Raw genomic sequence first — 26,770 nt, forward strand, 5'->3', positions numbered from 1 at the left:
TGTTCCATCCGGCCAGACAGACACGTGAGGGGTCCGACGTTGAGGTTCGTGATCGCGGTCAACGGCAGTCGCGGCGATGCCCAGCCGGCTGTCGCTCTCGCCGCGGAGTTGCTGGGCCGCGGTCACCAGGTCACCCTGGCGGTGCCGCCCGATCTGGTCGAGTTCGGCAGCGGCGCAGGGATTCCCACCACGACCTACGGTGAGAGCACCCGCGCACTGCTCGACTCCGGGCTGGTCCGGGCGGACATGCGGTCGAAGAACCCGCGCACCCGGTTGCGTGCGGTGTCGGCGATGTCGGTGCGCGGCGGCCGGATGATGCAGCAACGGTTGCTCGAGCTCGCCGACGGAGCCGATGCGATCATCGCGACCAGCGCCGGCCAGGAACGTGCCCACAACGTCTCGACGGTTCTCGGCATCCCACATATTCCGTTGCACTACTGCCCTATTCGACGCAACAGCGCTGTCTCCCTGCTGGCGCATCTCGGATTCGACGCGCCCGCGGTGATCAACGACCTCAGCTGGCGTGCCGCCGAACGTGCGCTGTGGCTGGCCACCCGATCGGCGGAGAACACCCTTCGCGCCGATCTGGGCCTGTCCCCACTGACCGTGCCGTACGCGCATCTCGTCGCCCGCACCGGCGTTCCGGAGATCCAGGCCTACGACGCGGCCCTCTTCGACGGGCTCGCACATCAGTGGGGGCGGCGCCGACCGCTCGTCGGATTCTTCACTCTCGCTGCGGCACAACGCGCCGGAGTGGGCGACGCCGGCCTCGACGGGGCATCGGGGGGCGGAACACTCACCGACTGGCTCGACGCGGGCGACGCTCCGGTGTACGTCGGCTTCGGCAGCATGCTCCCCGCGGACCCGACGGCTCTCGCGGATGCATTCCGAACCGCCGCCGACCGCCTCGGCGTCCGATTGCTCGTGGCGGGCGGATGGAGCGGATTCATGTCCGACGCAACCACATCCGATGAATCCGTCCGAGTCGTCGGGCACGTCGACCACGACACCGTGCTCCCACGTTGCCGTGCCGCGGTCCACCACGGTGGCGCGGGTTCGGTCGCCGCCGGCCTGCGCGCGGGCCTGCCCACCCTGGTCACCTGGGTCGGGGCAGATCAGCCGATCTGGGGACGGGTGCTCACCAATGCCCGGGTGGGCGCCGCCTTGCCGATGGCGCGGGTGACGGCGGAGTCCCTGGTACCCGCGCTCACCCGGATCCTGGATGCGGACATGGGCCTGCGGTCCGCCGACCTCCGCCGCCGCCTCACACCACCTGGTGTGGCCGTGGGCTCGGCGGCCGACATCGTCGAGGAGACGGTCGCCGATCCGATGATGCGCGGCCGCGCCGGTTGACGCGGGTGCGACTCCGGCCGGACCGCGACTAGGGAAGAACTCGACCGGGACCACCGCCCCGCAACAGATTCCGCGGGTGCAATCGCCCCGTCCGGGAGTCGTAGGACCGCAGGAGCACGAGCCGTAGCGCGTGCGCGACCGTGATCGCGGGCACGTACACCGCCACCGATCCCGCCGCCAGCCCGAATCGACGGTGCAGCAGAAACGTTCTGGGCAAGAAACTCATGTAGCGCACGAACGGCACCATCGGGGTCTCCATCCGGCGCGGCGAGACCCCCACGGTCAGCGAGCGGAGAAACGCGTTGCGTCCGCCCGCGTCACCGACACACAGCCCCATGTCCACATCCTCGAAGATGTTGCGACGCATGCTGACCCGATCCCGAATCGCCGCCCAGGTCGCCCGACGCAGCACCATGTTCGATCCGTAGAGCACGGGCACCTCGGTCACCGGCCGCTCACCCCGTGATCTGTTCAGCGGATGCAGACGCGTCTTCCATCGATCGAACCTGCCGGCGAGGGGCACGTCATAGGCCTCTCCCCGCCCGCACAGAGCGGCCCACTCACCCACGTCGTCCGCGGCGAAGAACTCCACGATCGTCCGGGCCCAGTCCGGCGGCACCCGGGTGTCGGCGTCGATGCGGGCGATGAGTTCGCCGGTGGCGGCGTCGAGTCCGCAGTTGCGTGCGTACACCAGGCCCTGGCGCGTCTCACCGATCACCCGAACCCGGTGGTCAGCCGAACACCATGCGTCGATCACCGCCCTGCTGCCGTCGGTCGAATTGTTGTCCACGACCACGATCTCGGTGATCCGATCGAACTGGGCGGACAGGCGGGCAAGGCACTCGCCGATCGTGTCCTCCTCGTTGTAGACCGGGACCACCACCGAGAAGGTGATCGACGGGACGGCCGTCGGCGTATCGGCGCCCGGGACGAAACCCGGCTGCGGAGAACCCAGGTGGGCCGGCGCACTCAAGATGTCTGCTCCTTACGATCGGTTCGGCATCGGCGTCGAACGCTCACGTCCGCCGCATATAGGTGCGCAGGGTCACCGGCACCACCACGGCGAGGACCGCTGCCGCGCCCGCGAGCGTGTAGACGATGTCGGTCCCGACGTTCTCGCCGGCGGCCAGTCCGCGGGCCGCCGTGACCAGATGGGACACCGGGTTCGCCGACGCGCAGACCTGCATCCACCCGGGCATGGTGTCGATCGGGACGAGTGCGTTGGACACGAACGTGATAGGCATCAGCACCAGCATCGAGACGCCCTGAACGGTCGACGCCTTGTCGAGCAGGACGCCGAGGAGCGCGAAGATCCAGCTCAGCGAGAACGCCACCACGACGATCAGGACGCAGGCGAGGGCGACACCCACGGGGCTGGCCGGCCGGTACCCCATGATCACCCCGACGCACACCGTGATGGCCGAGGCCACCACGTAGCGCAGCGTGTTGGCCACCAGTGCACCGGCAAGCGGTGCGATGCGGGCGATCGGCAGCGACTTGAACCGGTCGAAGACCCCCCGATCGAGGTCCTCGCGCAACTGCACACCGGTCACCACCGACGCCGCGACACACACCTGAACCAGTACGCCGGGTATCAGCAGCGGCAGGTAGCCGACAACGTTCCCGGCGATCGCGCCGCCGAAGATCGACGAGAACATGACCGTGAACACGATGGGGAGCACGATGACGTCGAACAACTGTTGCGGGTTGTGCTTGATCTTGAGCAGGCCCCGGTGGGTCATCGTCAGCGACTGCATCACCGCGGCGGTCGGCCGAACCCGGTCCTGGGGGTCCGGCGGGGCGTCGCCGGCGGCGAGTGCGTTCGGTTGCAGTGAGCCCGTGGTCATCCCAGCGCTCCTGTCGTATCCAGCCGACCCGCAGCGCCCGGCCCCGCTCGCGAGGGGTCACCCCCGTCGGTCAGCGCGAAGAACACCTCGTCGAGGGTCGGACGCACGACGTTGACCGCAGTCAGCGCGATCCCGCGCCCGCGGAGCGCGCCGAGGATGTCGGCGAGCGGGTCGATGTCGGACATCGGCAGCACGACGACCCCCTCGTGCCGTGCGATCGTCGCCTCGCCGCCGGAGGCGAACGGCGCACACACCTGGGCCGCCTCCCCCAGATCGTCCGCCCGGGCCGGTTGCAGTCTCACACTCATGTCGCCGACGCCGGCTTTCAGTTCGTCCGCGGTTCCGTCGGCGACCACTCGGCCGCGATCCATGACCGCGATGTGATCAGCGAGTTCATCTGCCTCGTCGAGGTATTGGGTGGTCAGCAGGACGGTCGACCCGCGTGCCACCATCTCGCGCACCGTCTGCCACATCTGCGCCCGCGTGCGGGGATCGAGTCCGGTGGTGGGCTCGTCCAGGAACAGCAGTCGGGGTCGTGTGATCAACGACGCCGCCAGATCGAGGCGCCGGCGCATCCCGCCGGAGAAATGCCCCACCCGCCGGGTGGCGACCGCGCCGAGCCCGAACTCTTCGAGGAGTTCGTCTGCGCGCAGGCGGGCACGGCGCCGTGACGACCCGACCAGTCGACCGAAGATCATCAGGTTCTCGCGGGCAGTGAGATCTTCGTCCACAGAGGCGTATTGGCCGGTGACACCGATGAGCGACCGGACCGCCGTCGCCTCCGCGACGACGTCGTGCCCGAAGATCCGCGCGTCGCCGCCATCGGGACGCAACAGCGTCGCGAGCATGCGCACGGTGGTGGTCTTGCCGGCGCCGTTGGTTCCCAGCAGGGCGAACACACCACCGGAGGGCACCAGGAGATCGACCGCGTCGACAGCGCGCGTGCCGCCGAACTGCTTGGTCAGACCGTGGGCCTCGATGGCCGGGACGGTCGTGGACATGGCACCCCCGATGCGTGTGGTCGACTTCGGCCCCACGGTAGGTGAGCTCGGCAGGCGCCGCAACGTGACCGGCACCGATATTCCGTGCTGCCCGGCAACGGTTTTCGTCGTCACCTGCGTCTGCCTTCGCATTCCCGCGGACGACGCCCGGCCGAGGCGACTCCGTGTCATCAGTTCTTTACATGAACGCAACGAATCCCGGCCGCGCGCGATGGCAAACACCCAACCCGATGCGAAACATGCAGCCACACACCCGACTTCCCCTCATCCGGATTCGACGACCGACGCCACCTCGCCGGCCTCGGTGATGAAGGTCACGCGCTGCTGCCACTGCACGTGTCCGTTGTGGGCACTTAGGCTCGCTACAGACACAGGCGGCTGCGATGCGATCCGTTCGACCGGTGAACCTCACCGACATCATCGGACAAGTCGTGTGCGTGCATCGGGGTACGCACGTTTCCTGTTGTCTCAGATCAGAACTCATGGGGCCGGGGGGCCATGTCAGCGAGATTCCTGGCATGGTGTCGCGGCCCGGGAACGGATGACCGACGCAATGGACGACCGCCGATGAAGTTCACCGAACTGTCCGACTACCCCGTACCGGCTGGGACGGTGACGATCTGGACGCCCACCACCGGTGCGGATTCCTCGGGCTGGCAACCCGATCCACGACCGTTCACCTATGACCAGTCCGCGTCCATACGGCGTTCGAGCACGGGCGAGGTGGATGAGAACTCCTGGCTGGGAGCGATTTTCGAGATCGACGACGAACTCGACGACGACCACTTCGAATCCTGCCTGCGTCAGTGGCTCACCCGTCACGAAGCCCTCCTCTCGACAGCCGATCCCGCGGCCGACGAGCTGCATGGAGGTCGCCGCACCTACCGCGGTGCCCACCTCGACGTGAACGCCGAGGAGGCCGGTGGATTCGACTCGGGTGACGACATCCGCGAGCTGCTGACCGAGATCTTCGACGCCCGACTCGCGCCGACACGCTGGCCACACTGCGTCGTGGCCACCGTCGACTCCTCACGCAAGGGCTTCACCGTGGTCTTCGCCGCCGACCACGTGGTGATGGATGCCTACTCGATCCTGTTGAGCATCAGCGAGATCCGCCGCCTCTACACCTCCACGCGGCACGGCGTGGCCGCCGAGATGGCCGACGTCGGAAGCCATCTCGACTTCAGCGTGCACGACCGGGCGGTCGGGCTCGGACTCACCGGCGAACACCCCGCCGTGTCGCGGTGGCGCGCCTTCCTGGACAGTTCCGCGGATGCTCCGGGATTCGACCTCCCGCTGGTCCGTCCGCACCTCGAGACCCGGGACCGTGCGCGCACACCGCGCCAGCGCGGCATCTCCGAGTACGTCGCCACCGATCACCAGGCGACCTTCATGAGTTCGGCGGCCCGAGCGAGCGGACACGGCACACAGACGGCGGTGTTCGCCGCCCTCGCGGTCACCCTCCGCGCTCTCACCGGCCACGACACCCTGCGACTCACGATGCCGATGCACACGCGATCGGAGGCGCGGTACGCGGGATCGGTGGGCTGGTATGTCGGGCTCGCCCCTCTCGAGGTCGACCTCGCCGGCTCCCAGACCTTCGACGACGCCCTCACCGCGACCGCGGGCGCCATCGATGCGGTTCGTCACCTACCGTTCTTCCCCTATCAGCGCATCGTCGAATTACTCGGCACCGGAGGAGAACCCGAGTTCGTCGTGTCGTACCTGGACATCCGCCACGTTCCCGGAGCCGCCGAATGGGACGCGGCGCACGCGCAGATCCTGCGGGGCGGATCGCGTTCGGATCGTGAGGTCTACCTCTGGATAGCTCGGGTGCCGGGCGGGATCACGGTGTCGGCGCGCCATCCCGGCCACGACCCCGCCGACGCGAGCATGCGCGACCTCGTCGCGACCTATGCGTCCGTCCTGCGGGCGATCGCGACCGAGGGCACCGGGCACCCCCTGGCCTCCTACACCCACGCGACCTTCGCCGGCGCCACCGCCATCGACGATGCCCGCCCCGCATGATCGACGAGAGGACCCGATGAGAATCACGGCAATGGGCAACTGGCGCCCACAACCGGGAACCGCCGTGCGCTTCGACCCGACCGCGAGATGCCGTGCGGCCGCCGTGGCCACGCCCGCCCAGGCGGCTCCGGTGACCTTTCTGGCGCAGAATCATGTCCGCGGAGCCGCGGTGGCCCGAGCCGCGGGGCGTACCCATCGCGGGTACCTGGGATCGGGCACCGAGATCGACGGCGACCTCGACACCGCTGCGCTCGGCCGCGCCCTGACCCTCTTCGTCCGGCGACACGAGGTGCTGCGCACCTGGTTCGAATGCCACGACGCAGAGGTGACCGCGCATCTCCTCGACCCGGCCGACATCGAGTTCGCGGGGCACGTCGACCGCGAGCTGGCGACCGCCGACGACGTACACCCCTATCTCATCGATCGATTCGACCGTGAGACCCCGAGCGATGCCTTTCCCGGTTTCGCTTTCGGCGCGATCAGCCGCCCCGGAGGTTTCGCCATCTTCCTGGCGTGCGACCACGCCCTCTCCGACGGCGCGTCGCAGGCCCTCGCCCTCGACGAGATCGCGCAGATCTACGACGAACTGACCCGGACCGACGAGCACGACCACCCCGCGACGAACACCGCGGCGCCGACTGCCGGAGGCTACTTCGCCTACGCCGCAGCCGAGGCAGAGTCGACCGCCGCGCATCTCGCCGGATCTCCCCAGACCCGGGCCTGGCAGGACATCTTCCGCCGGCATGACCTGCAGATGCCGCGCTTCCCCCTGGACCTGGGCTTGGGCCCCGGTGAGACCGCACAGGTCACCGGCGTCGAGGTCTCGCTGCTCGATCGGCCCGGGATCGTCGCCTTCGATGCCGCATGCCGCGCGGCGGGTGGGCGCTTCGTCGACGGCATCTACGCAGCCATCGCCATCGCCGATCGAGAGTTGGCCGGCAACGACGACTACTACGGCATGACGGTGTTCAACACCCGTGCCGCGCTCGACGGATACGCCACCGCTCAGGGATGGTTCTGCACCTTCGCACCGGTCGAGTTCTCCGTCACGGGCGCATCGACCTTCGCCGAACTCATCCCGGCGGCACACGCGGCCCGCCGGCGCGCGCGCGACCTCGCCACCGTCCCGGTCGCAGCCGCGCTCGCCGCCATCGCCGCCGCCGGAGCCACCCCGGACGAGATCATCACCGCTCCGAATCTGCTGTCGTACATCGACTTCCGATGGTTCCCCGGAACGTCACGGGAAGCCTTCCGGCGCGGCGCGCTGTTCACCGGGGAGGGGCGGACCGCGAACGCATCGGCATGGATCAACCGCGACCACGACGAGCTGTACCTCGGCAGTCAGATCCCGGGCACGCCGTTCGCGAAGTCGGTGGCGCGTCGCTACTACGACCATCTGCGTGAGATCGTGACCGACATCGCCCGCGCAGGCGACCGTCGGATCGGCGGACCGGCGGCGGGTCCGCGGCCCGGTCCCGCCGCGGCGACGACGCTACGACGGGGAGCGTGAGCCGGCGTGCACGTCACCACCATCGATCGCTACTTCCCGGCTGCGGGCGAGCTGCTGTCCTGGACCGTGGACATCTCGGCCGCCAGGCCCGCGATCTCCGACGTCCCACCGTCGTTCAATCAGGCCGTACACCTGGCCGCCGCCGGGGAGTCGAGCACCTGGCTGGCGGCCGCGTTCACCGTCCGCGGACGTGTGGACCGGACGGCCCTCGGGGCCGCCTACCACGCCCTCATCACCCGACACGGCACCTTGCACTCGGCGTTCTCGCCGGGACCCGGGGGCGTCCGGCGACATTCGTACGATCCGCGCGACCTCGTCCTGCGTATCGACACCGTGATCGACACGACCTCCGGCGCCGCCCTGCGTGAACGACTCCGCGACAGCCTCGACCGCGCATGTCACCCCTTCGGCCATCCCGCGTACCTGTTCGCGGCGATCGACCGCGACGACGCGTCCACGATCATCTGCGGATTCGACCACTGCCACGTGGATGCCTACTCGATCTCCATCGTGATCGACGACCTGCACCGCCTGTACGACGAGTGCCGTCGCGACGGGGACGCCATCGATTCTGCGCGGCCGGCGATGAGCGGCAACTTCGTCGATTTCTGCGCCGCCGAGTCGCAGGCACCCCCGGTCGCACCGGCCGATCCCCGGATGCGTCAATGGCTCCGGTTCTTCGACGACCGCGACGGCGCCCTGCCCACCTTCCCCCTGGATCTCGGCGTCGCGCCCGGTGCGACCGCCGCGCAGGCCACCGAGGTGCGGGCGCTCCTGGGACCGGCGGCGACGGAACGCTTCGCCGCTCTGTGCCGACGCAACGGCGCGAGCGTGTTCGGCGGGACGCTGGCCGCGATGGCCGACTCGGTACGCCGCCTCGGTGGCGGACCCGAACTGCCCCTACTGTTCCCGATGCACACGCGGCGGGAAGAGAAGTGGCGCGATGCCGTCGGCTGGTTCACCACCAATGCTCCTCTGCGGGTGGTGGGTACCGGCGATCTGGTGGACACGATCCGGCGTACCGGACCCGAGTTGCGCCGGGCGGTGGCGCTCGGCGAGGTGCCCGTTCCGCAGGTCATCGAGGCGATGGGCGGGCTCCGTCGTACCCGGGCCGACATCTTCATGGTGTCCTATGTCGACTACCGCGCGCTTCCAGGCGCGGAGCGGCACCAGGCCATCGAGGCCCACCACATCTCGAATGCGACCACGGCCGACGACGCCCAGTTCTGGATCTCGCGGACCGGCGACGGACTCGCGCTGCGCGCCCGGCACCCCGACACGCTGACTGCCCACCGCACCATTCGGGCGTTCGCCGACGAGCTGGTGCGGACGATGCGCGCGGGCGTCGAACTCGCGGATCCCGCAGACGGCGACGTCGTCGGCCTCTGAGCGCCTAGCGGATGGTCGCCGCTGCGAGAGCCGGCAGCGCGGCGGTGATCAGGGCGAGCAGTTCGTCCCGGGTGAGGGTCTCCGCGCTCGTCGTCTCGGCGGTGAGCCAGCGGATCGTCGTCTCCTCGACGAAGGCGATCCAGCCGTGCACACTCATCACCACGATCGGGGTCACCTCGACCCCGAAGACGGGTGCATGGTCGAGAACCCGGCCGACCATCACCTCGCGGGTGCGGTCGAAGACCTCCCGCATCGCGGCGTCCGAACTCGACGCACCGCGGATCAGCGCGGTGTATGCGGTGCGATTCTCGCTCACGTAGTCGACGAATGCTGCCATCGACGCCGACAGGATCGCGATCGGATCGCCCAGGGATCCGTCCGGCTCGGTGCGGGCGAGCATCCGGTCCGCCTGGGCCTGGGCGATCGCGACGTGGAACTCCTGCTTGGAGGCGAAGTAGTGGAACAGCAGCGCCCGCGACACGCCCGCGGCATCGGCGATCGCGTCTATCGTGATCTCCTCGAGCGGCCGGTCGCCGACCATGGCCAGGCCATACTCGATGAGCTGGTCGCGACGCGCCTCGGGACTCATGCGGGTGCGCTTGTGCCCGGCGCGCCGGTCACCGCCATCGCCGCTGGTCGTCTTGTCGCTGATCGTTTTGTCGCTGATCGTCTTGTCGCTGATCGTCTTGTCGTTGGTCACCGACACTGTGCACTTCCTCGTCCGCTGGCCACCGGCCCAGACTACTCCTATTGAGTGTCGTTCAATAGCTATTGACACGTGTTCAGTACCACCTTATGGTGACACCATGACAACGAACGATGTAGAGATCGCCATCATCGGTGCCGGCTTCTCGGGTCTGGGCGCCGCGGTCCGCCTCAAGCAGAACGGTTTCGACGACTTCGTCCTCCTCGATCGCGGCCGCGACTTCGGCGGGACCTGGCGCGACAACACCTACCCCGGAGCAGCCTGCGACGTGCCCTCGCAGCTCTACTCCTTCTCGTTCGCGAAGAACCCCACCTGGTCGCGCTCGTACTCTCACCAGCCCGAGATCCACGACTACATCAACGGGGTCGCCGACAAGTTCGACATCGCCGCCAAGGCCCGCTTCGGTACCGAGGTCACCCGGACCGAATGGAACGAGGAGGAGGGCCGGTGGATCATCGACACCCTGCAGGACGGGAAGACCGACCAGGTGCGTGCACGGGTCCTCGTCGGCGGCGTCGGGCCACTGTGTGAGCCCAACCTCCCCGACATCGAGGGCATCGAGTCCTTCGAGGGCAAGATCGTGCACTCCGCCCGCTGGGACAACGACCACGACTTCGGCGGCCAGCGAGTCGCGGTCATCGGCACCGGTGCGTCGGCCATCCAGCTGGTCCCCCAGGTCGCCAAGGTCGCCGGCCGCCTGGACGTGTACCAGCGCACCGCACCCTGGATCGTCCCGCGCACCGAGCGCGCCTACAGCTCGGTCGAGCACTGGGCCTACAAGAACGTCCCGGGGTACCAGTCCGCGGTCCGCGGCGGGATCTACGCCGCCAACGAGGTCGTCGCGTTCGGCCTCACCTACTCACCCAAGGCGCTCAAGCCGGTCGAGATGCTCTGCCGCGCCAACATCCTGCGCGGGATCGGCCGCGACACCGAACTGCGCCGCAAGGCGACCCCGACGTTCCAGGTGGGCTGCAAGCGCATCCTCCGTTCCAACGACTGGTACCCGGCACTCGCCCGGCCCAATGTCGACCTCGTGACCGACGGCATCGACCGCATCACCCCGACCGGGGTCGTGGCCAAGGACGGCACCGTCCGCGAGGTCGACGTGATCGTCGTCGCCACCGGATTCCACGTCACCGACTCCCCCGTGTTCGAGAAGATCATCGGCAAGGACGGCCGCAGCCTCGCACAGGTGTGGAGCGAAATCGGCATGCAGGGCTACAAGGGTTCGTTCGTCCACGGTTTCCCGAACATGATGCTCATGGTCGGCCCGTCGACCGGCCTGGGGCACACCTCGATGGTGTACATGATCGAGTCGCAGCTGAACTACCTCGTCGACTACCTGAAAACCTCTCGCGCACTGGGTATCACCCGAACCGAGGTGAAGCTCGACGCCCAGCGGGAGTTCAATGCGGGCATCCAGCACAAGCTGCGCAACAGCGTGTGGGTGAACGGCGGCTGCGCCTCCTGGTACAAGGACGCCAACGGGAACATCACGACGCTGTGGCCCGGCTTCACCTTCGCGTTCCGCCAGACCACCCGTTCGTTCGACGTCGCCGCCTACGATGTGACCCGAGGCGCCCGGCGCCCCGTCGCCTCCGCTGCGCCGGCCGGATCCGCCGCCGGCGAGGGTCTCGATCAGCCCGCCACCGCACACGCCTGACCGTACCCACCCACAGGAGACAAGACATGAAGGACTTTCGCGGCAAGGTCGTCGTGATCACCGGAGCCGGTTCGGGAATGGGCCGTGACATCGCGGTCAAGCTCGCGCGCCGAGGTGCGCGGCTGGCCATCTCCGACGTCACCCCCGACGGCCTGGCCGTCACCGAGAAACTGGTGAAAGAGACCGGCGCAGAGGTGCATTCGCAGCTGCTCAATGTCGCCGAGCGCGAAGCCGTGCTCACCTACGCCGACACCGTCGCCGGACATTTCGGCGTCGTCAACGTCGTCTTCAACAACGCAGGCATCGCCCACCACGGTGAGATCGAACGCACCGAGTTCAAGGACATCGAACGGGTGATGGATGTCGACTACTGGGGAGTCGTCAACGGGACCAAGGCATTTCTGCCGCACGTGATCGCCTCCGGTGACGGACACATCGTGAACACGTCGTCGTTGTTCGGGTTGCTTGCCGAACCGGGGCAGGCCGCCTACAACTCTGCGAAGTTCGCGGTGCGCGGCTTCACCGAGGCGCTGCGTCAGGAGATGATCATCGCCAAGTACCCGGTGCAGGTCTCATGCGTGCACCCCGGTGGCATCAAGACGGCGATCGCGCGCAACGCCACCATGTCCGGGGACCATGACCAGAAGGCCACGGCGGCATTCTTCGATCGTTATCTCGCCCGCATGAGCAGCGAGGACGCCGCGGACGTGATCATCTCGGGCGTGCGCAAGAACAAGGCTCGCATCCTGGTCGGCGCCGATGCCAAGATCCTCGACCTCGCGGTGCGCCTCGTCGCATCGAAATACCAGGGTGTCTCGGCGAGGATCACCGGTTGGGTGATGTCGAAGGCGGGCTGACCGCTCGGATGTGACGTCACGGGTGACGCCGTGGCACCAACACGCGGTCGGGGCGTGTTGGCGCCACGGCGCCGGGAGCGGGTCAGAGCCCGTGCTCGCCCAGCCAGGCCAGAGCCACATCGCGCGGGTCCGCCCCGGTCTCGACGTCGGCGGCCATGGTGGCGAGGTCGGCTGTGGTGATCTCGCCGGCCACCTTGTTCATCGCCTTGACCTGGTCCCGGTTGAGTGCCGCGGAGCGGAACACCGGCACCAGTACCTCCGCCCGCGGGCCCGACTGGTCTGCCTGTTCGGCGCGGGTGGGTTCGGCGCCGGCTGCTCGGGCGTCGGGGCCTTCCGCGGTGTCCCCGGCACCCGGCGCTGTCCGCAGTGCCTGCACCTCCGACGACGCCCCGTCGGCGTCCTCTCCGGCGATCTCGAGGGGTGTGAGCAGTCCGACCGCAGTGCCGCCGGCCACGCGCTCGAGGACCTCCTCGGACGTGGCGGCGACTTCGACCGGTCCGAACACGCATCCCGCGTCGGCGAAGGCCCGCACGGTGATCTCGTCTGGTTCGGCGGTGGCCACGACCGGGAGCCCCGACGGCAGTCGCGCACAATCGTCGAGACCGGTGGCGCCGACGTCCCCGGCCAGGGTCGTCGACACGAAGATCTGCGGCGCGGCCGACACCGGCGTCTCGTCGCCGACCGAAACCCCCTGCGGCAGTGAACTATTCAGGTCGCGGTAAACGTCTTCGGCGCCGATCGCGGTGGACGATGGGGAGAGCATCGTGAGCAGATCCCCGGTGAAGGCCGGGAAGAGGTCGAGTTCGGCACGGTCCATCTCGTCGAGCAGGACGGGCGCGTCGCCGCGAAGCTGGTCGCCGGACACCACGGAGCCTGAATTGCGCAGCGCCCCGGCGTACACCTCGGCCATCACCCGCATGGCCGGTTCGTCCGACGAGCCGATCACCAGGCCACGCGGCGGGGACGAGGAATCATCGGCGCATCCCGCGATCACCACCGCCAGGACGAGGATCAGACCGGCCACCGTGACGAGACGTTTGCGGACACGACGTTCAGGCACCCAGCCACCGTATCCCCAGCAGAGCTTCGGGCCCGAACGAGGCCGCGAGTAGCATCGGCACTCGTGCCCTCGATGCCCCGGCCTGGTCCGCGCGGGTTGTCGCCCCGCCGCGACCGCCGCCCCCTTCCCAAGATCCGCGTCCCGGTGGCACGCGCGATCGTCGACTGCGCCGTCTACATCGACGGACGCAGGCAGCCCGGCCGGGTCAGCTACACCGAAGGTCTTGCCCGGGTCCGCGCCGCCGGCGAGGGCTTCGTGTGGGTCGGCCTGCATGCCCCCGACGACGCGCAGATGGCCGATGTCGGTGCCACGTTCGGCTTGCACGAGCTCGTCGTCGAGGACGCCGTACACGCGCACCAGCGACCCAAACTCGAGGTGTACGACGACACCCAGTTCCTGGTGCTCCGGACCGTGCAGTACATCGAACACGAGACGATGGCCAAGGCCAGCGAGGTGGTCGAGACCGGCGAGATCATGGTCTTCGCTGGGCCGGACTTCGTGCTGACGGTGCGGCACGGCGAGCACACCGAACTGTCGGAACTGCGGCGGTATCTGGAATCCCATCCCGAGCGCCTCGCCCTCGGCCCCACCGCGGTGCTGCACGCCGTCGCCGACAAGGTCGTCGACAGCTACCTGGCGGTCACCGACCGGATGGACTCCGATGTCGCAGCCATCGAGGAGGTCGTCTTCGGCAGGCAGGGTCACTCACTCGACATCGACCCGGTCTACCTCCTGCGCCGTGAGGTCCTCGAGCTACGTCGGGCGGTGACGCCGCTCGCGGCACCACTGCAGGGCTTGACGGCCAGCGGCAACCCGTTGGTGCCCAAGGAGATCCGTCGCCAGTTCCGAGATGTCGCCGATCACCTCACCACCGTCATCGACCGCGTCCTCGAGTACGACGACCTGCTCACCTCCCTCCTACAGGCCGCGGCGGCGAAGGTCGGCATCCAGCAGTCGACCGACATGCGCAAGATCTCGGCATGGGTCGCGATCGCCGCGGTGCCCACCATGGTCGCCGGCATCTACGGCATGAACTTCGACCACATGCCCGAGCTCCACCAGGAATGGGGTTACCCCGTGGTGCTCGCCTGCCTCGTCGCGCTCTGTGGCGCACTCTTCGTGGTTTTCCGGCGCAGTCACTGGTTGTGACAGCCGATCCCCACGGTTTGTTCTCGACGGTTGTTCTCGACGGTCGATCTCGACGGCGGACGACCCCACGGCAGGCGGCCTAAGCTGGGACTGCGGTCACAACCGCGCCGTCGTGTCATCGGCCCGCTCGCTCCGCGCCGGGCACCGGTGGTTTGCGCGGTGCCCGTTTCGGTTACCCCGGACCGTCGGTATGCGCAGCACAGCGGCGCGCCGGACGGTTCGGGAGACGACAGGAGGACTCACAGGTGTCAACTGACGCGATGATCGACGTTTCGACGGTGGACGGCACGGTCTTCCGACGCCCCTCGTTGCCGAGCGCGCGCGGTCCGCTGTCGGGCCTGGTGATCGATCTTCTGCGTGGCGATCCGGCCTCCGCCTCGATTCCCGAGGTGTCGGTCGACGATGCCGACCCCTACGGCGACGATCTTCAGCTGGCCCTCTACCTCTGCTACGAGATGCACTACGTGGGGTTCGTGGACGCGGACACCGCCTGGGAATGGAATCCCGCCCTGCTCACGGTGCGGGCCGCTCTCGAGCGACGATTTCTCGCGGCCCTGCACCGGGATGTGCCCGCCGCGACGGCCGCCGACTCCGCCGAGCACGAGATGGACGAACTCTGCATCGAGAACCCGGACGGCGACGGCGCCTCGTACCGGCTGCGCGATGCGGGTACGTGGGAGCAGTACCGGCAGGTCTTCGCGCTGCGGTCGCTCTATCACCTCAAAGAGGCCGATCCACATGCATGGGCGATCCCGCGCCTGCGCGGTCACGCCAAAGCCGCCTACGTCGCGGTCGAGTTCGACGAGTTCGGCGGCGGTCGCGGCGACGCCGTGCACCAGGAACTGTTCGCCGACCTGCTCCGCGCCGCGGATCTTCGCGCCGACTATCTCGGATACCTCGAGACCGTCCCCGGTGTCGCACTGACGCCGGTCAACCTGATGTCGCTGTTCGGTCTCCACCGGCGCTATCGGGGAGCGGCCGTCGGCCACCTCGCGGCCACCGAGATCACCTCGCCTCCCGGGTCGCAGCGCCTGCTCGCGGGCCTCGAACAGGTCGACGCACCCGAAGCCTGCCGCCGGTTCTATCGCGAACACGTCGAGGCCGACGCGGTGCACGAGCAGATCCTGCGCACCGACGTCGTCGGCAATCTCATCCGCACCGAGCCGGAGACCGAGGCCGACGTGATCTTCGGGATCCGCGCCTTCCTGTTCGTCGAAGACGCGCTCGATCGACATGTCTTGTCCGCCTGGGAGAACGGCGAGAGCGCCTTCCCGGGAATCTGACACCCGGAGAGGCGCTCGTCGGACGGGCGGCGGCCCCGAATCAGTTCGTCCGGCGACGCTTCTTCCGGTGGCTGGTGTCGCACAGCGGATAGGTCTTGCTCCGGCCACAGGCGCAGACCGCGACCATGAACCGGTCGGACTGCACCCGGGCGCCGTCGGGCAGCTCGATGTCGACCGGACCGGACACCAGGACAGGACCGCCGCGGGTCACCCGTACGGTGTTGCGTGCGCCGTCTCCGCTCACGCCCGACCTCCGGCCGGGCCGGAGTCACCCGGCGCGACGGCGACGATCGCGACCAGCCGTTCGACGCGGCGGTTACGTTCGAGCAGTCCGCGCTGTTCCATCCAGCCCGCCCGAGCGGTGAGCACCGGGCCGAACGGAATGACACGTTCGGCGACCACCTCGGCGGTCAGTCCGCCGGCACGCAGAGCGCGGAGCGAGGCGTCCTCGTCCGCGAACTCCGAGTGGACCAGCAGGAAGATGCCGCCGGGGATCACGAGATCCGGGACGTGCGCGCACAGCGGATCGAGGACGGCACGGCCGTCGAGGCCGGCGTCCCATGCATGTGACGGTCCGGCCGGATGCAACTCCGCCTCCGACTCGGGGGGCGTCGGAACATACGGGGGATTACAGGTGACGACGTCGTAGCGGCCCCGGTGTCGCCGGAGGTCTCCGTGCGCCACCTCGATCCGGACCCCCGCGTCGGCTGCGGCGCGCCGCGCGTAGGCGACCGCGTCCGCCGACGCGTCCACCGCCGTGACCTCGGCCGCACCCGCCCGGGCCGCCGCGATCGCGATGGCGCCGCTGCCGGTGCACAGGTCGAGCACCCGCGCCCCCGATACGCCGCGGGCTCGCAGGGTGTCGATCAGCAACTGTGTGTCCTGCTGCGGCAGATACACATCGAGGTCGGATCGCGCGGCGGTCGCCGTGCGGAGCGACGATGAGGTGAGTGTCACGCCGGGCACCGCCCGTCCGCCGTGCCGATGGTCCCTGCTCCCCGTGACTCCATGCACCCTCACCTTCCACAGACCGACCGTGCTGTCGTGCTCAGAGGTTCCCTCTCCCATTCGTTCCGAAACCTCGCCACGGATGGGTTCGCCGGGGTCCGCCCCGCGGTCAAGCCGGGGTTGCCGACGCCCGGTCCGGTCGCCTCACGTCGATGGCCGCCTCACGCCACGCCTCCCGCAGCGCGTCGGCGCCCTTCAGTCGGACCCACGCGGCTTCGTTGGCGGTGATGGGCACCGCCCGCAGCATGCTGACCGGGTCCATCGGCTCGGGCAGTTCGACGTCGCCGAGTTCGTCCGTCTCGAGCAGCACCGCGGTGAACGGGGCACCGTCCCACAGCGGTTCTCCGAGGTCGACCAGCGCATCCGCTGCGACGATCAGGCCCTCGACGGCCGGTGCGGCCGCCAGCGTCGCCATCCGTTTGTGAAGACCCGGCAACGGCGTCCCCGCCGACATGCGGACGACGAGTTCGGCGCGGGGCCCACGGACCGGATCCGCGTGCAGGTCGGTGGGATCGGACATCGGGTGCCGCGCACACCCGGAGGTCACATAGACGACCTCGTCGCGGTCGTCGGTGTCGCCGCCGGCGAAGCGCAGGACGTCGATCGGCTCGACGCCGAGGAACGTCACCGACGCGCGCTGCGGTTTCGCCCCCAGCCGGTCTTCCAGGAATCGTCCGACGACCTCTGTCACGGCTTCGCTCACACCCGACAGGCTACCGACCGGCCGCGGGAGTCGGCCGGGCTCCATTAGCCTGAAGCAATGGTCCGGATTCTGGCGGTCGCCGACGAGGTGGTGGATTCCCTCACCTTCGGGGTGGGCATCGAGTCCCGGCCCGACCTCATCCTCGGCGCCGGTGACCTCCCGTTCGAGTACCTGGAGATCCTCGCGTCGCTGTGCGACGCGCCGTGTGTGTTCGTGCCCGGCAACCACGACCGGGACCTCCGGGGTTACCGTCGCGGCCGCACCGGTTGGACGCGTGCCGGGCTCCCCGCCGAGGATCCGGGACCATGCGGCGCGATCAACGCCGACGGCCGGACCGTCACGGTCGCCGGACTGCGTATCAGCGGCCTCGGCGGCAGCCGGCGCTACAACGGGGGCACCAACCAGTACACCGACACCCAGCAGCGGATGCGCTCCCTCCGACTGCGCTGCACCGCCGCACTGTCACCACCCCGCGGTGCCGACATCCTGCTCACGCACAGCCCGGCACGCGGCGTCGGTGATCGCGACGACCTCCCCCACCGCGGTTTCGACTGCTTCCATCCGCTGGTGCGGTCGCTGCAGCCGGCACTGCTGATACACGGGCACGTACACCCGTACGGCGAACAACCGTCGGATCTACCCATCGGATCATCGACGACGTCGATGAACGTCGTCGGCTACTGCCAGTTCGACATCGATCCCATGACCCGGAAGGTCGAGATCGTGAGGCGCAGACATGGTGCGTGACACCGGGTTTCCCGACGCGGACGCCGAGAACGACTTCACCCGGCTGCGACGTCAGGCCGAACGAGCACGTCTGGCGCAGTGGTTCATGCGTCAGCCTGCCGACGTCAACACCATCCTCCCGTTCGACGAGGTCGTCGCCGCACTCGGCCGAACCGGGGAGACAGCGCTGGGGCTGCAGGTGGTCGAGGTGTCCTCGATCGTCGGGAGTGTCGACCGGACCAAGGACTTCGATCGGTACTTCCGTCCCACGTCGTCCCGCGGCCGCGAACGTTGGCAACGACTGGCGGCCGCGCAACGACGCGGCGAGTCGGTGCCACCGGTACAGCTGTACCGGATCGGCTCGATGCACTTCGTCATCGACGGTCACCATCGGGTCTCCATCGCGATCGCGCGGAACTGGGCAACGATCGACGCCTACGTCACCCTCATCCACACGCGGATCTCGCCCGACGGCATCACCGCGACCTCGGACCTCGTCCTCAAGGACCACCGCAGGCTCTTCCTGTCCCGCGTACCGCTCGAGGGCGCTCAGGCGGAGGCCATCCGGCTCAGCTTCCCGTTCGACTACGCCGAACTCGCCGAGAACGTCGAGGCCTGGGGCTTCCGACTGAGCCAGGAGATCGGCGAGTTCCTCAACCGCACCGAGACCGCGCGGCGCTGGTTCGGCGAGGAGTTCCTGCCGGTCGTGCGGATGGCCCGCCGCGCGGGCATCCGTCCCGATCTCGAGAGCGACGCCGAACTCTACATGTGGGTGGCCTGCGAGCGATATCGCCTCGTGCGCAGACACATCTGGGACGAACACGTCTTCGACGAACTGCTCGACCACTCCCGCAGGCGTCGGCGCTGAGCCGACGCCTGCCGGGGCAGCGCGCCGCCTAGCGGACGCGCAGCGATGCTCCCGAGCTCTGGTCGAACACCGCGATCTTCGAGGCGTCGTAGAAGAGTTCGGCCGAACCTCCGCGGGTCACCTTCGAGTCCGGGGACAGTCGCGCGATGAACTGGTTGCCGCCGAAATCGGCTCCGGAGTCGGCGGACAGCTCCGCGAGGGCGTCGCTCGACGCCCGGCTCGACCCGACGCCGAAGTAGGCGTAGATGTCCGACCCCATCGACTCGAGGACATCGATGTTCGCGGTGAACGTCCCGCCATGGCCGCGGGTCGTCGAATCGACGAGGGACGCGTCCTCGAGGTGCTCCGGGCGGATACCGATCAGCACGTCGCCACTGCTGCCGACATCACCGGCCCGGGACACCACCGCACGATGGTCGTCGAGTGCGATCGTGCCGATCGCGGTCTCGATGCCGTCGGAGCCGAGGCGACCGGACAGGAAGTTCATCGCGGGCGAACCGATGAAGCCGGCCACGAACACGTTGGTCGGATTGTTGTAGAGCTCTTGCGGGGTACCGATCTGCTGCACGTACCCACCACGCAGCACGACGACCCGATCGCCGAGGGTCATCGCCTCGGTCTGGTCGTGGGTCACATAGACCGTCGTGGTGCCCAGTCGCTGCTGCAACTGCGAGATCTCGGTCCGCATCTGCACGCGCAGCTTCGCGTCGAGGTTCGAGAGCGGCTCGTCCATCAGGAATGCCTTGGGAGACCGCACGATCGCGCGCCCCATCGCGACACGCTGCCGCTGACCGCCCGAGAGGTTGGCCGGCTTGCGGTCGAGGTACTGGCCGAGATCGAGGATGCGTGCCGCCTCGTCGACCTTCGCCGCGACCTCGTCCTTGGACAGTTTGGCGAGGGTGAGCGGGAACGCGATGTTCTCGCGCACCGACATATGCGGATAGAGCGCGTAACTCTGGAACACCATCGCGATGTCGCGGTCCTTGGGTGCACGTTCGTTGACCCGCTCGCCGCCGATCCGCAGTTCACCCCCGGAGATGTCCTCGAGCCCGGCGATCATGTTGAGCGTGGTCGACTTACCGCAGCCCGACGGTCCCACCAGGATCACGAACTCGCCGTCGGCGATCTCGATGTCGACCCCGTGTACGGCGGTCGAGCCGTCGGGATATTGCTTGGAGACGTTGTCCAGAACGATGTCTGCCATGGGTTATCCCTTCACGGCGCCGGAGGTGAGACCGGCCACGATTCGACGTTGGAAGAAGAGCACGAAGATGATGATGGGAATGGTGATGACCACCGCGGCGGCCGAGATCGACCCGGTCGGTTCTTCGAATTGTGAACTGCCGGTGAAGTTCGCGATCGCCACCGGGGCGGTGATCGCCCGTTCGGTCGAGGTCAGCGACAACGCGAGGAGCAGGTCGTTCCAGGCGAAGATGAACACCAGGATCGCGGCCGTCACGACACCGGGTGCTGCGAGCGGTGCGATGACCTTGCGGAAGGCCTGCCACGGCGTGGCGCCGTCCATCTTCGCGGCCTTCTCCAGTTCCCACGGGATCTCGCGGAAGAACGCGGAAAGGGTGTAGATCGCGAGCGGCAACGCGAAGGTGATGTAGGGCAGGATCAGGCCGGGCCACGTGTCGAACAGACCGAGGCGCCGCTCGATGTTGAACAGCGGTGTGACCAGCGAGATCTGCGGGAACATCGCGATCAGCAGAGCGGCACCGATCAGGAGCTTCTTGCCCGGGAAGTCCAGGCGCGCCACAGCGTAGGCCGCCATCGTCCCGAGCAGCACCGCGATGACCGTGGTGATGAGTCCGACACCGATCGAATTGATCAGCGCCGAGGTGAACGCGCTCGTCTCGAAGATGTTCTTGTAGTTGTCGAGAGTGAACTCACTCGGCCAGAACTTCCCGTCGGTCACGCTGCCTGCCGGCTTGAACGACAGACTGATGATCCACAGCAGCGGGATGAGCGCGTACAGGAACACCAGGATGTTGGCGATCGACCACCAGGCCTTGGACTTTCCGCTCGCATTCAACGGCTTACCTCCCCTCGTCGTCGGAACCCGGTGCGGCGGTGCCGAACCCCTTGATGAATACGAACGCGATGATCGCGACACAGATGAAGATCAGGATCGAGATCGCCGAACCGACGCCCAGATTGAACGCGCCGAACAGATTGTCATAACCCAGCATCGACACCGAGTAGGTGTTGTTGGACCCGCTGGTGAGGATGTAGATGTTGTCGAACACGCGGAACGCGTCGAGGGTGCGGAACAGCAGGGCCACCAGGATCGCCGGCTTCATCAGCGGAAGGATGATGCGCCACAGCCTCGTCCACGCTCCGGCACCGTCCACCTGGGCCGCCTTGAGCAGATCGTCCGGCACGAGGGCCAGACCCGCCAGCAGCAGCAGGGCCATGAACGGTGTCGTCTTCCACACCTCGGCGAGAACGATGATCGCCAGCGACGGCCACTGCTCGGTGAGCGGCGCACTGCCGTCGGGTAGCAAGTTGGCGAGATAGCCGGTGCCCGGAGTCCATGCGTAGTACCACGAGAACGCCGCCGCCACGGTCACGATGCCGTACGGGATCAGGACGACGGTGCGAACGGTGCCGCGCCCGAAGATGGTTCGGTGCATGACGAGCGCGATGGCCATACCCAGCACGAGTTCGATGATCACCGAGACGACCGTGATGCCGACCGTGACCCCGAAGGCCGTCCACCAGTAGTTGTCGGTGAGGACGGTCGCATAGTTGGCGAACCACACGAACTCTCGCTCGCCCGGTGCGGAGAGGCTCATCTTGTTCAGCGACAACCAGACCGCGTAGACGATCGGGTAACCGGTGACCAGGAGCATCATCAGTGCGGCCGGCGCGACGAGCCAGAAGGCCAGCCGGCGCTCGGCCGCCTTTCCCTCGCTTCGCTTGCGCGGAGCGGCCGCCGGCGCGTCGGCCCGGGGCCGGTCGATCACCGCGGTGCCACCTCCCGCCCCGGCCGTCGGCTTCGACAACGACGCGGGATCGTGAGACGGCACCTCGGAGTGTGCCGACTCGGCGGTCACCTCGTGACTGCCACCCGCCGGGGCGGTCCACACCTGATCGGACTGCACCGGTGGTGTGTCGCCGACGATCGGGATCGGCCCGGTTTGGGGCGGGGCGTCATCGGGGAGGGCGTGGCGGCCGGCGCGGAACCGCGCGTCGTTGCCCGAAAGATCACGGCCCGGCTGATCGCGGCCGGTCCGCTCGTTGTCTCCGGGTGTCGTGTCGTCGCTCACGGGACCAGCCCTTCACCGTCGATGGCCTTCTGTACCGCTTCGGCGAGCTCGTCGACCAGGGCCTCGGGCTCCCAGGCCCCGACCGGACTCAACTTCGCCTGCAGCAGCGTCGAGATCGCCTGATAGTCGGGCGACTTCGGGCGCAGCGCGGCGTGCTCGGGCTCGAGCTGCCGCTTGATCTCGTCGGCCATCGGATACGCGAGGCGGAATTCGGCGTCGTCGTAGATGGACTCGATCACCGGCGGCGGACCCGCACTGAGCGAGAACGCCTTCTGCGACGCCTCACTCGTGATGCACTCGGCGGCCTGGTAGGCGAGGTCCGGCTGCTCGGAGGTGCTCGCGACGGCGATGTTGATACCGCCCAGGGTCGTCTTGGTGGGGAGACCTTCGAATCCCGGGTAGGGCGCGAAGTCGAAGACGCGGCGCATCTCCCGGTTGAGTGGGACCACCTGAGTCGAGGTCGGCGGGTTCGCGCTGTCCGCGTACAGGTTCGCGTACTCCGACAGGTCGAGGAAGGCGACACTGCCGGCCACGGCGTTCTCGCGCATGCCGGCGAAGACGAACGGCCAGTTCACCTGGTACAGGGCCTCACCGCTCTCCATGCCGAGTCGGGCCGCGCCCTCATCGGAGTTGGTCAGCGACGGGTCGGCGCCGGGTGCGGTGGCGACCCGCTTGAGCGTCTCCAGCGCGCGCACCGTGGCGGCGCGGTGTTCGGGTGTGTCGTTCAGCGTGACCTTGTCGGGGTCGTCCGGGTCGACGACCTGGCCACCGGCACTGGCGAGTACCGAGTTGAACCACACCATCAGGCCCTCGTACTGCCTGCCCTGCACCATGATGTAAGTGGGTCCGCCGTTGCGTCCGCTGACGAGCGCGTCTTCGAGCATGCCGTTCCACGTCGAAGCCGGGCGCCGGCGGTCGACGTCCTCGGCGAGGACATCCGGTCGGTACCAGAGCAATTGGGTGTTCGTGGAGAACGGGATGGCATAGAGGCGTTCGCGCTCGTCGTCGTCGGTCTTCCACACCGCGGTGTCCAGCGGACCGCCCAGCGTGCGCGCCGACACCTCGGCCGCCATCGCGTCGGGTACCGGCACCATCCAGCCGGCGTCGGCGAACTCGGCCGTCCACACGACGTCCATGCCCATCAGGTCCAGACCGCTGTCGTTGCCCGCGAGGCGTCGCGCGAGCTGCAGACGCTGATCGTCGGCACCCTTGGGCAACGGAGTGGTCACGACCTTGTATGCGCCACCGGAATCGGCCGAACACTTGTCGCCGATCTCGGCGAAGGTGTCCGCGCCGTCGGCGGGCGGATAGAAATTGAGTACGCCCGCTTCATATCCCGAGCCACAGGCCGACAGCACGGGCAGCATGGCCGCCGCTGCCACCGCCGCGGCGAGGACCTTCCGTCTCACACGCCTGGTAGATCCGTCAGTCCTGACCCTGCTCCGCACGCAGCCTCCTCGATGTCGTACGCGGCGGGCGCACCAGGTGCTCCGCCGTGAGCGTCCGAAGTGCAACGCTATACGTGAGGATTCGTGACATGCAACACATTCGGCATGGGCGTGCCACTCCGGGAGCGATTGTGATCGCTCCGTGTCCGACCCCGGGACGTGGCGTCAGAAGGTCAACCGGCTGAGCATGTCGCGCGCTTTCTCTGCGCTTTTCGGGTCGCACAGCACGTCATAGCGACCGGCGACCAGCTGCATCGTCGACGCGAAGTCGCGCTGACCGCGAGTCGCCGCATACGGAATGGTCGCGGAGATCACACCGAAGACCATGCCGCCGACGATGCCGACGAGGATGGGTGCGATGGGCGAGCCGGTGAACACCAGCGCCACCAGACATCCGAAGAAGAAGCCGAGCCAGGCACCGGACACCAGCCCGCCGCCGATCACCTTGCCCCACGTGAGCCGGCCGATGACCCGCTCGACCTGCATGAGATCGACGCCCACGATGGTGACGTCCTGGACGGTGAAGTTCTCGTCGGACAGGTGGTCCACCGCTCGCTGGGCCTCGGCGTAGGTTCCGTAGGAACCGATCGGCCAGCCCTTGGGCGGGGTGGGCAGGCCCGGCGTCTCGCGGCTCGGGCGCATGGGATTGGTCATGACGGGTGCCTTCCCTGTTGTGGGCCTCCACCGGGGGGACTCGACGTCCACCGGTGGGCGGTTGCGTGTCTGCCTGCCGTCGGCCTCCGGTGCACCGATGGCACTACCCTTACTCCCATGTCGTCGGTGAGCAAGGTGTTCGTGGCCAGATTAGTCGGGTTGGCCGTCCTTGGTCCCGACGGCGAATCCATCGGACGCGTCCGCGACGTGGTGATCTCGATCCGGCTGTCCGGGCAGCAACCGCGAGTCCTCGGACTGGCGGTCGAATTGACCACTCGCCGTAGAATTTTCGTGCCCATGCTGCGGGTGACCGCGATCGAACCGCAGGCTGTGGCCCTCAACACCGGCACCGTCAGCCTCCGCCGCCTGCACCTGCGCCCCGGCGAGGCGCTCGCCATCGGGCAAGTCCTCGACACCCACGTCCGGGTCGTCGATCCCGATCTGCCCGAACTGGCCGACGCCGATGTGACGGTGATCGACCTCGGCATCGAGCGAACCCGAACCCGGGACTGGGTCGTGTCACGCGTCGCGATCCGTGCCGGTCGACGCGGCCTGCGCCGGCGTCACGAGACCCAGGTCGTGGAGTGGTCGAGCGTGCAGGGCATCAACCAGAGCGCACTGAACCTCCCGGGCCAGGGAGTCGCACAGGCGCTGCTGCAGTTCGAAGGCATGCGCGCGGCCGACGTTGCCAACGCCCTGCGGGAACTGCCCGCGAAACGGCGCGACGAGATCGCGTCCGCGCTCGACGACGAACGACTCGCCGACGTTCTGCAGGAACTGCCGCCCGCCGACCAGAAGGACGTGCTCTCCGCACTCGGACGCGACCGCGCCGTCGACATCCTCGAGGCGATGGACCCCGACGATGCCGCCGACCTCCTCGGCGAGCTGCCCGACACCGAGGCCGAGGCCTTCCTCGAAGAGATGGACCCCGTCGAGTCCGAGCCCCTCCGGCGGCTCCTTCTCCACTCCCCCGACACCGCGGGCGGTGTGATGACCTCGGAACCCATCGTGGTCACTCCGTCGACCACGATCGCCGAGGCCCTGGCCCGGGTTCGCAACCCCGACCTGACACCGGCCGCGGCGAGCATAGTGTTCGTCGTCCGTCCACCCACCGCGACGCCGACCGGGAAGTACCTCGGGTGCGTGCACCTGCAGGCGCTGCTGCGGGAACCGCCCGCGCACCTCGTCGGCGGAATCCTGGACACCGACCTCGCCCGACTCCACCCCGAGGATTCCCTGGAGACGATGACGAGATACTTCGCGACCTACAACCTGGTCTGTGGACCCGTCGTGGACGAGTCCGGCCACCTGCTCGGCGCGGTGAGCGTCGACGACCTGCTCGACGAGATCCTGCCGCGCGACTGGCGTGAGACCGAGCCCGAGGACATCGCCGACCCGATCGGGAACATCATCCGATGAGCGAACCGGGCCGCAAACTCGACACCCCCAGTACCCGCCGCACGATCTCGTTCAACCTCGATTCCGACGTCGTCGGGATGTACAGCGAACGGGTCGCCCGGTTCCTGGGCACCGGGCGGTATCTGGCGATCCAGACCATCATCGTCATCGTGTGGATCGCGCTGAACCTGGTCGCGGTGTCGATTCGGTGGGATCCCTATCCGTTCATCCTGCTCAATCTTGCGTTCTCCACCCAGGCGGCGTACGCGGCCCCGCTGATCCTGCTGGCCCAGAACCGTCAGGAGAACCGCGACCGGGTCTCCCTCGAGGAGGACCGCCTGCGGTCGGCGCAGACGAAGGCCGACACCGAGTTCCTCGCGCGCGAGCTCGCGGCAGTCCGCCTCGCGGTCGGCGACACCGTCACGCGCGACTACCTGCGCAAGGAACTCGACGACCTGCTCGACGAACTCACCGAACGCCTCGGCTCGCAGGCCGACGACGAGCCGTCCGGCGGCACGGGTTCACGCGACCGCGCGCGCTGAGTGCTAGAGCCCGGGGGTGCCGGCGTAACCCTGGCCGATGTCGTGGCGATTCGATCACTGACACCAAAAGTGGAGTTCGTGTCTGGGACGTCAGACCCATATGTATGGTGGGTCACAGTTCGGACCGGATCCCGGTGTCGACCACGACCAGACGGATTCGTCCGGTGCATCCACGCGAGCGGCTCTCGACCTGGGCCGCAGGTGGTGATCGCCGCGTTCTCGGGGGCAGATGTGTGTGCTGACAACGGAGTGAACATGACCGGACCTCGTCATGGGGTCGTGCCGCGCGACCGGAGCCGTCG

At 68.3% G+C, this 26,770-nt stretch carries 25 protein-coding genes; 12 read left to right on the forward strand and 13 right to left on the reverse strand.

All coding sequences use genetic code 11. The annotated features are described in order from the left end of the window. The first annotated feature begins 48 nt into the window (after positions 1–48). The gene (locus ACFW3F_RS13035; protein WP_388057902.1) at positions 49–1,353 is read left to right on the forward strand and encodes a glycosyltransferase; all 1,305 of its coding nucleotides are present in this window, start codon (positions 49–51) and stop codon (positions 1,351–1,353) included. A 28-nt stretch (positions 1,354–1,381) separates the two neighbouring features. On the opposite strand, the gene ACFW3F_RS13040 is transcribed toward ACFW3F_RS13035, so the two are convergent. The 3 genes from ACFW3F_RS13040 to ACFW3F_RS13050 are packed head-to-tail and all read right to left on the reverse strand — an operon-like array spanning position 1,382 to position 4,201. Continuing rightward, positions 1,382–2,326 carry a glycosyltransferase family 2 protein gene (locus ACFW3F_RS13040; RefSeq protein ID WP_388057904.1) on the reverse strand — a complete coding sequence of 315 codons (945 nt, stop codon included), beginning with the start codon at positions 2,324–2,326 and terminating at the stop codon, positions 1,382–1,384. Between the two features lie 43 nt (positions 2,327–2,369). Then, the gene (locus ACFW3F_RS13045) at positions 2,370–3,200 is read right to left on the reverse strand and encodes an ABC transporter permease (RefSeq protein WP_388057906.1); all 831 of its coding nucleotides are present in this window, start codon (positions 3,198–3,200) and stop codon (positions 2,370–2,372) included. Beyond that, positions 3,197–4,201, reverse strand: a complete 1,005-nt coding sequence (locus ACFW3F_RS13050) for an ATP-binding cassette domain-containing protein (RefSeq protein WP_388057907.1) — start codon at positions 4,199–4,201, stop codon at positions 3,197–3,199. The genes ACFW3F_RS13045 and ACFW3F_RS13050 overlap by 4 nt, the downstream gene beginning before the upstream one ends. A 567-nt stretch (positions 4,202–4,768) precedes the next feature. Here ACFW3F_RS13050 and ACFW3F_RS13055 point away from each other — a divergent pair. The 3 genes from ACFW3F_RS13055 to ACFW3F_RS13065 are packed head-to-tail and all read left to right on the forward strand — an operon-like array spanning position 4,769 to position 9,128. After that, the gene (locus ACFW3F_RS13055) at positions 4,769–6,229 is read left to right on the forward strand and encodes a condensation domain-containing protein (RefSeq protein ID WP_388057909.1); all 1,461 of its coding nucleotides are present in this window, start codon (positions 4,769–4,771) and stop codon (positions 6,227–6,229) included. Positions 6,230–6,245: 16 nt separating this feature from the next. Next, positions 6,246–7,739 carry a condensation domain-containing protein gene (locus ACFW3F_RS13060; RefSeq protein ID WP_388057911.1) on the forward strand — a complete coding sequence of 498 codons (1,494 nt, stop codon included), beginning with the start codon at positions 6,246–6,248 and terminating at the stop codon, positions 7,737–7,739. A 6-nt stretch (positions 7,740–7,745) separates the two neighbouring features. Then, positions 7,746–9,128: a condensation domain-containing protein gene (locus ACFW3F_RS13065; protein ID WP_388057913.1), complete on the forward strand. Its 1,383-nt coding sequence runs from the start codon at positions 7,746–7,748 to the stop codon at positions 9,126–9,128. A 4-nt stretch (positions 9,129–9,132) separates the two neighbouring features. On the opposite strand, the gene ACFW3F_RS13070 is transcribed toward ACFW3F_RS13065, so the two are convergent. Next, on the reverse strand, positions 9,133–9,717 hold the full coding sequence (locus ACFW3F_RS13070; RefSeq protein WP_388057989.1) for a TetR/AcrR family transcriptional regulator: 585 nt from the start codon (positions 9,715–9,717) through the stop codon (positions 9,133–9,135). Between the two features lie 217 nt (positions 9,718–9,934). Here ACFW3F_RS13070 and ACFW3F_RS13075 point away from each other — a divergent pair, with 217 nt between their 5' ends. Both ACFW3F_RS13075 and ACFW3F_RS13080 read left to right on the forward strand, forming a co-directional pair. Next, positions 9,935–11,497, forward strand: a complete 1,563-nt coding sequence (locus ACFW3F_RS13075) for a flavin-containing monooxygenase (RefSeq protein ID WP_388057915.1) — start codon at positions 9,935–9,937, stop codon at positions 11,495–11,497. Positions 11,498–11,523: 26 nt separating this feature from the next. Then, positions 11,524–12,354: an SDR family NAD(P)-dependent oxidoreductase gene (locus ACFW3F_RS13080; protein WP_388057917.1), complete on the forward strand. Its 831-nt coding sequence runs from the start codon at positions 11,524–11,526 to the stop codon at positions 12,352–12,354. 82 nt (positions 12,355–12,436) lie between these two features. Here ACFW3F_RS13080 and ACFW3F_RS13085 read toward each other — a convergent pair whose 3' ends face one another. Beyond that, positions 12,437–13,414 (reverse strand): glycine/betaine ABC transporter substrate-binding protein, encoded by a 978-nt coding sequence (locus tag ACFW3F_RS13085; RefSeq protein WP_388057919.1) that lies wholly within the window; start codon positions 13,412–13,414, stop codon positions 12,437–12,439. A 72-nt stretch (positions 13,415–13,486) separates the two neighbouring features. Here ACFW3F_RS13085 and ACFW3F_RS13090 point away from each other — a divergent pair, with 72 nt between their 5' ends. Together ACFW3F_RS13090 and ACFW3F_RS13095 are read left to right on the forward strand one after the other, a co-directional pair. Beyond that, a complete protein-coding gene (locus ACFW3F_RS13090) occupies positions 13,487–14,563 on the forward strand; it encodes a magnesium and cobalt transport protein CorA (RefSeq protein ID WP_388057991.1) in 1,077 nt (358 codons plus the stop codon). 260 nt (positions 14,564–14,823) lie between these two features. After that, complete coding sequence (locus ACFW3F_RS13095; protein WP_388057921.1) at positions 14,824–15,846, forward strand: iron-containing redox enzyme family protein; 1,023 nt, start codon at positions 14,824–14,826, stop codon at positions 15,844–15,846. Between the two features lie 40 nt (positions 15,847–15,886). On the opposite strand, the gene ACFW3F_RS13100 is transcribed toward ACFW3F_RS13095, so the two are convergent. The 3 genes from ACFW3F_RS13100 to ACFW3F_RS13110 all read right to left on the reverse strand — a co-directional run bounded on the left by ACFW3F_RS13100 (position 15,887) and on the right by ACFW3F_RS13110 (position 17,557). Next, on the reverse strand, positions 15,887–16,090 hold the full coding sequence (locus ACFW3F_RS13100) for a CDGSH iron-sulfur domain-containing protein (protein WP_388057923.1): 204 nt from the start codon (positions 16,088–16,090) through the stop codon (positions 15,887–15,889). Next, on the reverse strand, positions 16,087–16,803 hold the full coding sequence (locus ACFW3F_RS13105) for a HemK2/MTQ2 family protein methyltransferase (protein ID WP_388057925.1): 717 nt from the start codon (positions 16,801–16,803) through the stop codon (positions 16,087–16,089). The genes ACFW3F_RS13100 and ACFW3F_RS13105 overlap by 4 nt, the downstream gene beginning before the upstream one ends. 160 nt (positions 16,804–16,963) lie before the next feature. Next, positions 16,964–17,557: a suppressor of fused domain protein gene (locus ACFW3F_RS13110; protein WP_388057927.1), complete on the reverse strand. Its 594-nt coding sequence runs from the start codon at positions 17,555–17,557 to the stop codon at positions 16,964–16,966. Positions 17,558–17,614: 57 nt separating this feature from the next. On the opposite strand from ACFW3F_RS13110, the gene ACFW3F_RS13115 reads away from it, so the two are divergent. Continuing rightward, positions 17,615–18,304: a metallophosphoesterase gene (locus ACFW3F_RS13115; protein ID WP_388057929.1), complete on the forward strand. Its 690-nt coding sequence runs from the start codon at positions 17,615–17,617 to the stop codon at positions 18,302–18,304. Then, positions 18,294–19,151 (forward strand): chromosome partitioning protein ParB, encoded by an 858-nt coding sequence (locus tag ACFW3F_RS13120; RefSeq protein ID WP_388057931.1) that lies wholly within the window; start codon positions 18,294–18,296, stop codon positions 19,149–19,151. The genes ACFW3F_RS13115 and ACFW3F_RS13120 overlap by 11 nt, the downstream gene beginning before the upstream one ends. A gap of 28 nt (positions 19,152–19,179) precedes the next feature. Here ACFW3F_RS13120 and ACFW3F_RS13125 read toward each other — a convergent pair whose 3' ends face one another. The 5 genes from ACFW3F_RS13125 to ACFW3F_RS13145 all read right to left on the reverse strand — a co-directional run bounded on the left by ACFW3F_RS13125 (position 19,180) and on the right by ACFW3F_RS13145 (position 24,528). Then, on the reverse strand, positions 19,180–20,355 hold the full coding sequence (locus ACFW3F_RS13125; protein ID WP_388057933.1) for an ABC transporter ATP-binding protein: 1,176 nt from the start codon (positions 20,353–20,355) through the stop codon (positions 19,180–19,182). 3 nt (positions 20,356–20,358) lie between these two features. Beyond that, positions 20,359–21,189 (reverse strand): carbohydrate ABC transporter permease, encoded by an 831-nt coding sequence (locus tag ACFW3F_RS13130; protein ID WP_388057935.1) that lies wholly within the window; start codon positions 21,187–21,189, stop codon positions 20,359–20,361. 4 nt (positions 21,190–21,193) lie between these two features. Beyond that, entirely contained in the window at positions 21,194–22,426 is a 1,233-nt protein-coding gene (locus tag ACFW3F_RS13135) for an ABC transporter permease subunit (protein WP_388057937.1), read from the reverse strand. Beyond that, the gene (locus ACFW3F_RS13140; protein WP_388057939.1) at positions 22,423–23,835 is read right to left on the reverse strand and encodes an extracellular solute-binding protein; all 1,413 of its coding nucleotides are present in this window, start codon (positions 23,833–23,835) and stop codon (positions 22,423–22,425) included. Before ACFW3F_RS13140 ends, ACFW3F_RS13135 begins: the two co-directional genes overlap by 4 nt. A gap of 204 nt (positions 23,836–24,039) precedes the next feature. Beyond that, on the reverse strand, positions 24,040–24,528 hold the full coding sequence (locus tag ACFW3F_RS13145; protein WP_388057940.1) for a general stress protein: 489 nt from the start codon (positions 24,526–24,528) through the stop codon (positions 24,040–24,042). 117 nt (positions 24,529–24,645) lie between these two features. Between ACFW3F_RS13145 and ACFW3F_RS13150 the strand changes: the two genes are divergently transcribed. After that, positions 24,646–25,947 (forward strand): magnesium transporter MgtE N-terminal domain-containing protein, encoded by a 1,302-nt coding sequence (locus tag ACFW3F_RS13150; RefSeq protein WP_388057942.1) that lies wholly within the window; start codon positions 24,646–24,648, stop codon positions 25,945–25,947. Continuing rightward, positions 25,944–26,468, forward strand: a complete 525-nt coding sequence (locus tag ACFW3F_RS13155; protein WP_388057944.1) for a DUF1003 domain-containing protein — start codon at positions 25,944–25,946, stop codon at positions 26,466–26,468. Before ACFW3F_RS13150 ends, ACFW3F_RS13155 begins: the two co-directional genes overlap by 4 nt. The last annotated feature ends 302 nt before the right edge of the window (positions 26,469–26,770 follow it).

It is taken from the genome of Gordonia sp. NPDC058843 (assembly GCF_042743165.1).
GTDB lineage: Bacteria > Actinomycetota > Actinomycetes > Mycobacteriales > Mycobacteriaceae > Gordonia.

Bases quoted from the DNA above. Each gene is read 5' to 3' on its own strand.
- ACFW3F_RS13045 (WP_388057906.1), bottom strand. From the start codon at position 3,200: ATGACCACGGGCTCACTGCAACCGAACGCACTCGCCGCCGGCGACGCC.
- ACFW3F_RS13050 (WP_388057907.1), bottom strand. From the start codon at position 4,201: ATGTCCACGACCGTCCCGGCCATCGAGGCCCACGGTCTGACCAAGCAG.
- ACFW3F_RS13055 (WP_388057909.1), top strand. From the start codon at position 4,769: ATGAAGTTCACCGAACTGTCCGACTACCCCGTACCGGCTGGGACGGTG.
- ACFW3F_RS13060 (WP_388057911.1), top strand. From the start codon at position 6,246: ATGAGAATCACGGCAATGGGCAACTGGCGCCCACAACCGGGAACCGCC.
- ACFW3F_RS13070 (WP_388057989.1), bottom strand. From the start codon at position 9,717: ATGAGTCCCGAGGCGCGTCGCGACCAGCTCATCGAGTATGGCCTGGCC.
- ACFW3F_RS13075 (WP_388057915.1), top strand. From the start codon at position 9,935: ATGACAACGAACGATGTAGAGATCGCCATCATCGGTGCCGGCTTCTCG.
- ACFW3F_RS13080 (WP_388057917.1), top strand. From the start codon at position 11,524: ATGAAGGACTTTCGCGGCAAGGTCGTCGTGATCACCGGAGCCGGTTCG.
- ACFW3F_RS13090 (WP_388057991.1), top strand. From the start codon at position 13,487: ATGCCCCGGCCTGGTCCGCGCGGGTTGTCGCCCCGCCGCGACCGCCGC.
- ACFW3F_RS13095 (WP_388057921.1), top strand. From the start codon at position 14,824: ATGATCGACGTTTCGACGGTGGACGGCACGGTCTTCCGACGCCCCTCG.
- ACFW3F_RS13115 (WP_388057929.1), top strand. From the start codon at position 17,615: ATGGTCCGGATTCTGGCGGTCGCCGACGAGGTGGTGGATTCCCTCACC.
- ACFW3F_RS13120 (WP_388057931.1), top strand. From the start codon at position 18,294: ATGGTGCGTGACACCGGGTTTCCCGACGCGGACGCCGAGAACGACTTC.
- ACFW3F_RS13125 (WP_388057933.1), bottom strand. From the start codon at position 20,355: ATGGCAGACATCGTTCTGGACAACGTCTCCAAGCAATATCCCGACGGC.
- ACFW3F_RS13145 (WP_388057940.1), bottom strand. From the start codon at position 24,528: ATGACCAATCCCATGCGCCCGAGCCGCGAGACGCCGGGCCTGCCCACC.
- ACFW3F_RS13150 (WP_388057942.1), top strand. From the start codon at position 24,646: ATGTCGTCGGTGAGCAAGGTGTTCGTGGCCAGATTAGTCGGGTTGGCC.
- ACFW3F_RS13155 (WP_388057944.1), top strand. From the start codon at position 25,944: ATGAGCGAACCGGGCCGCAAACTCGACACCCCCAGTACCCGCCGCACG.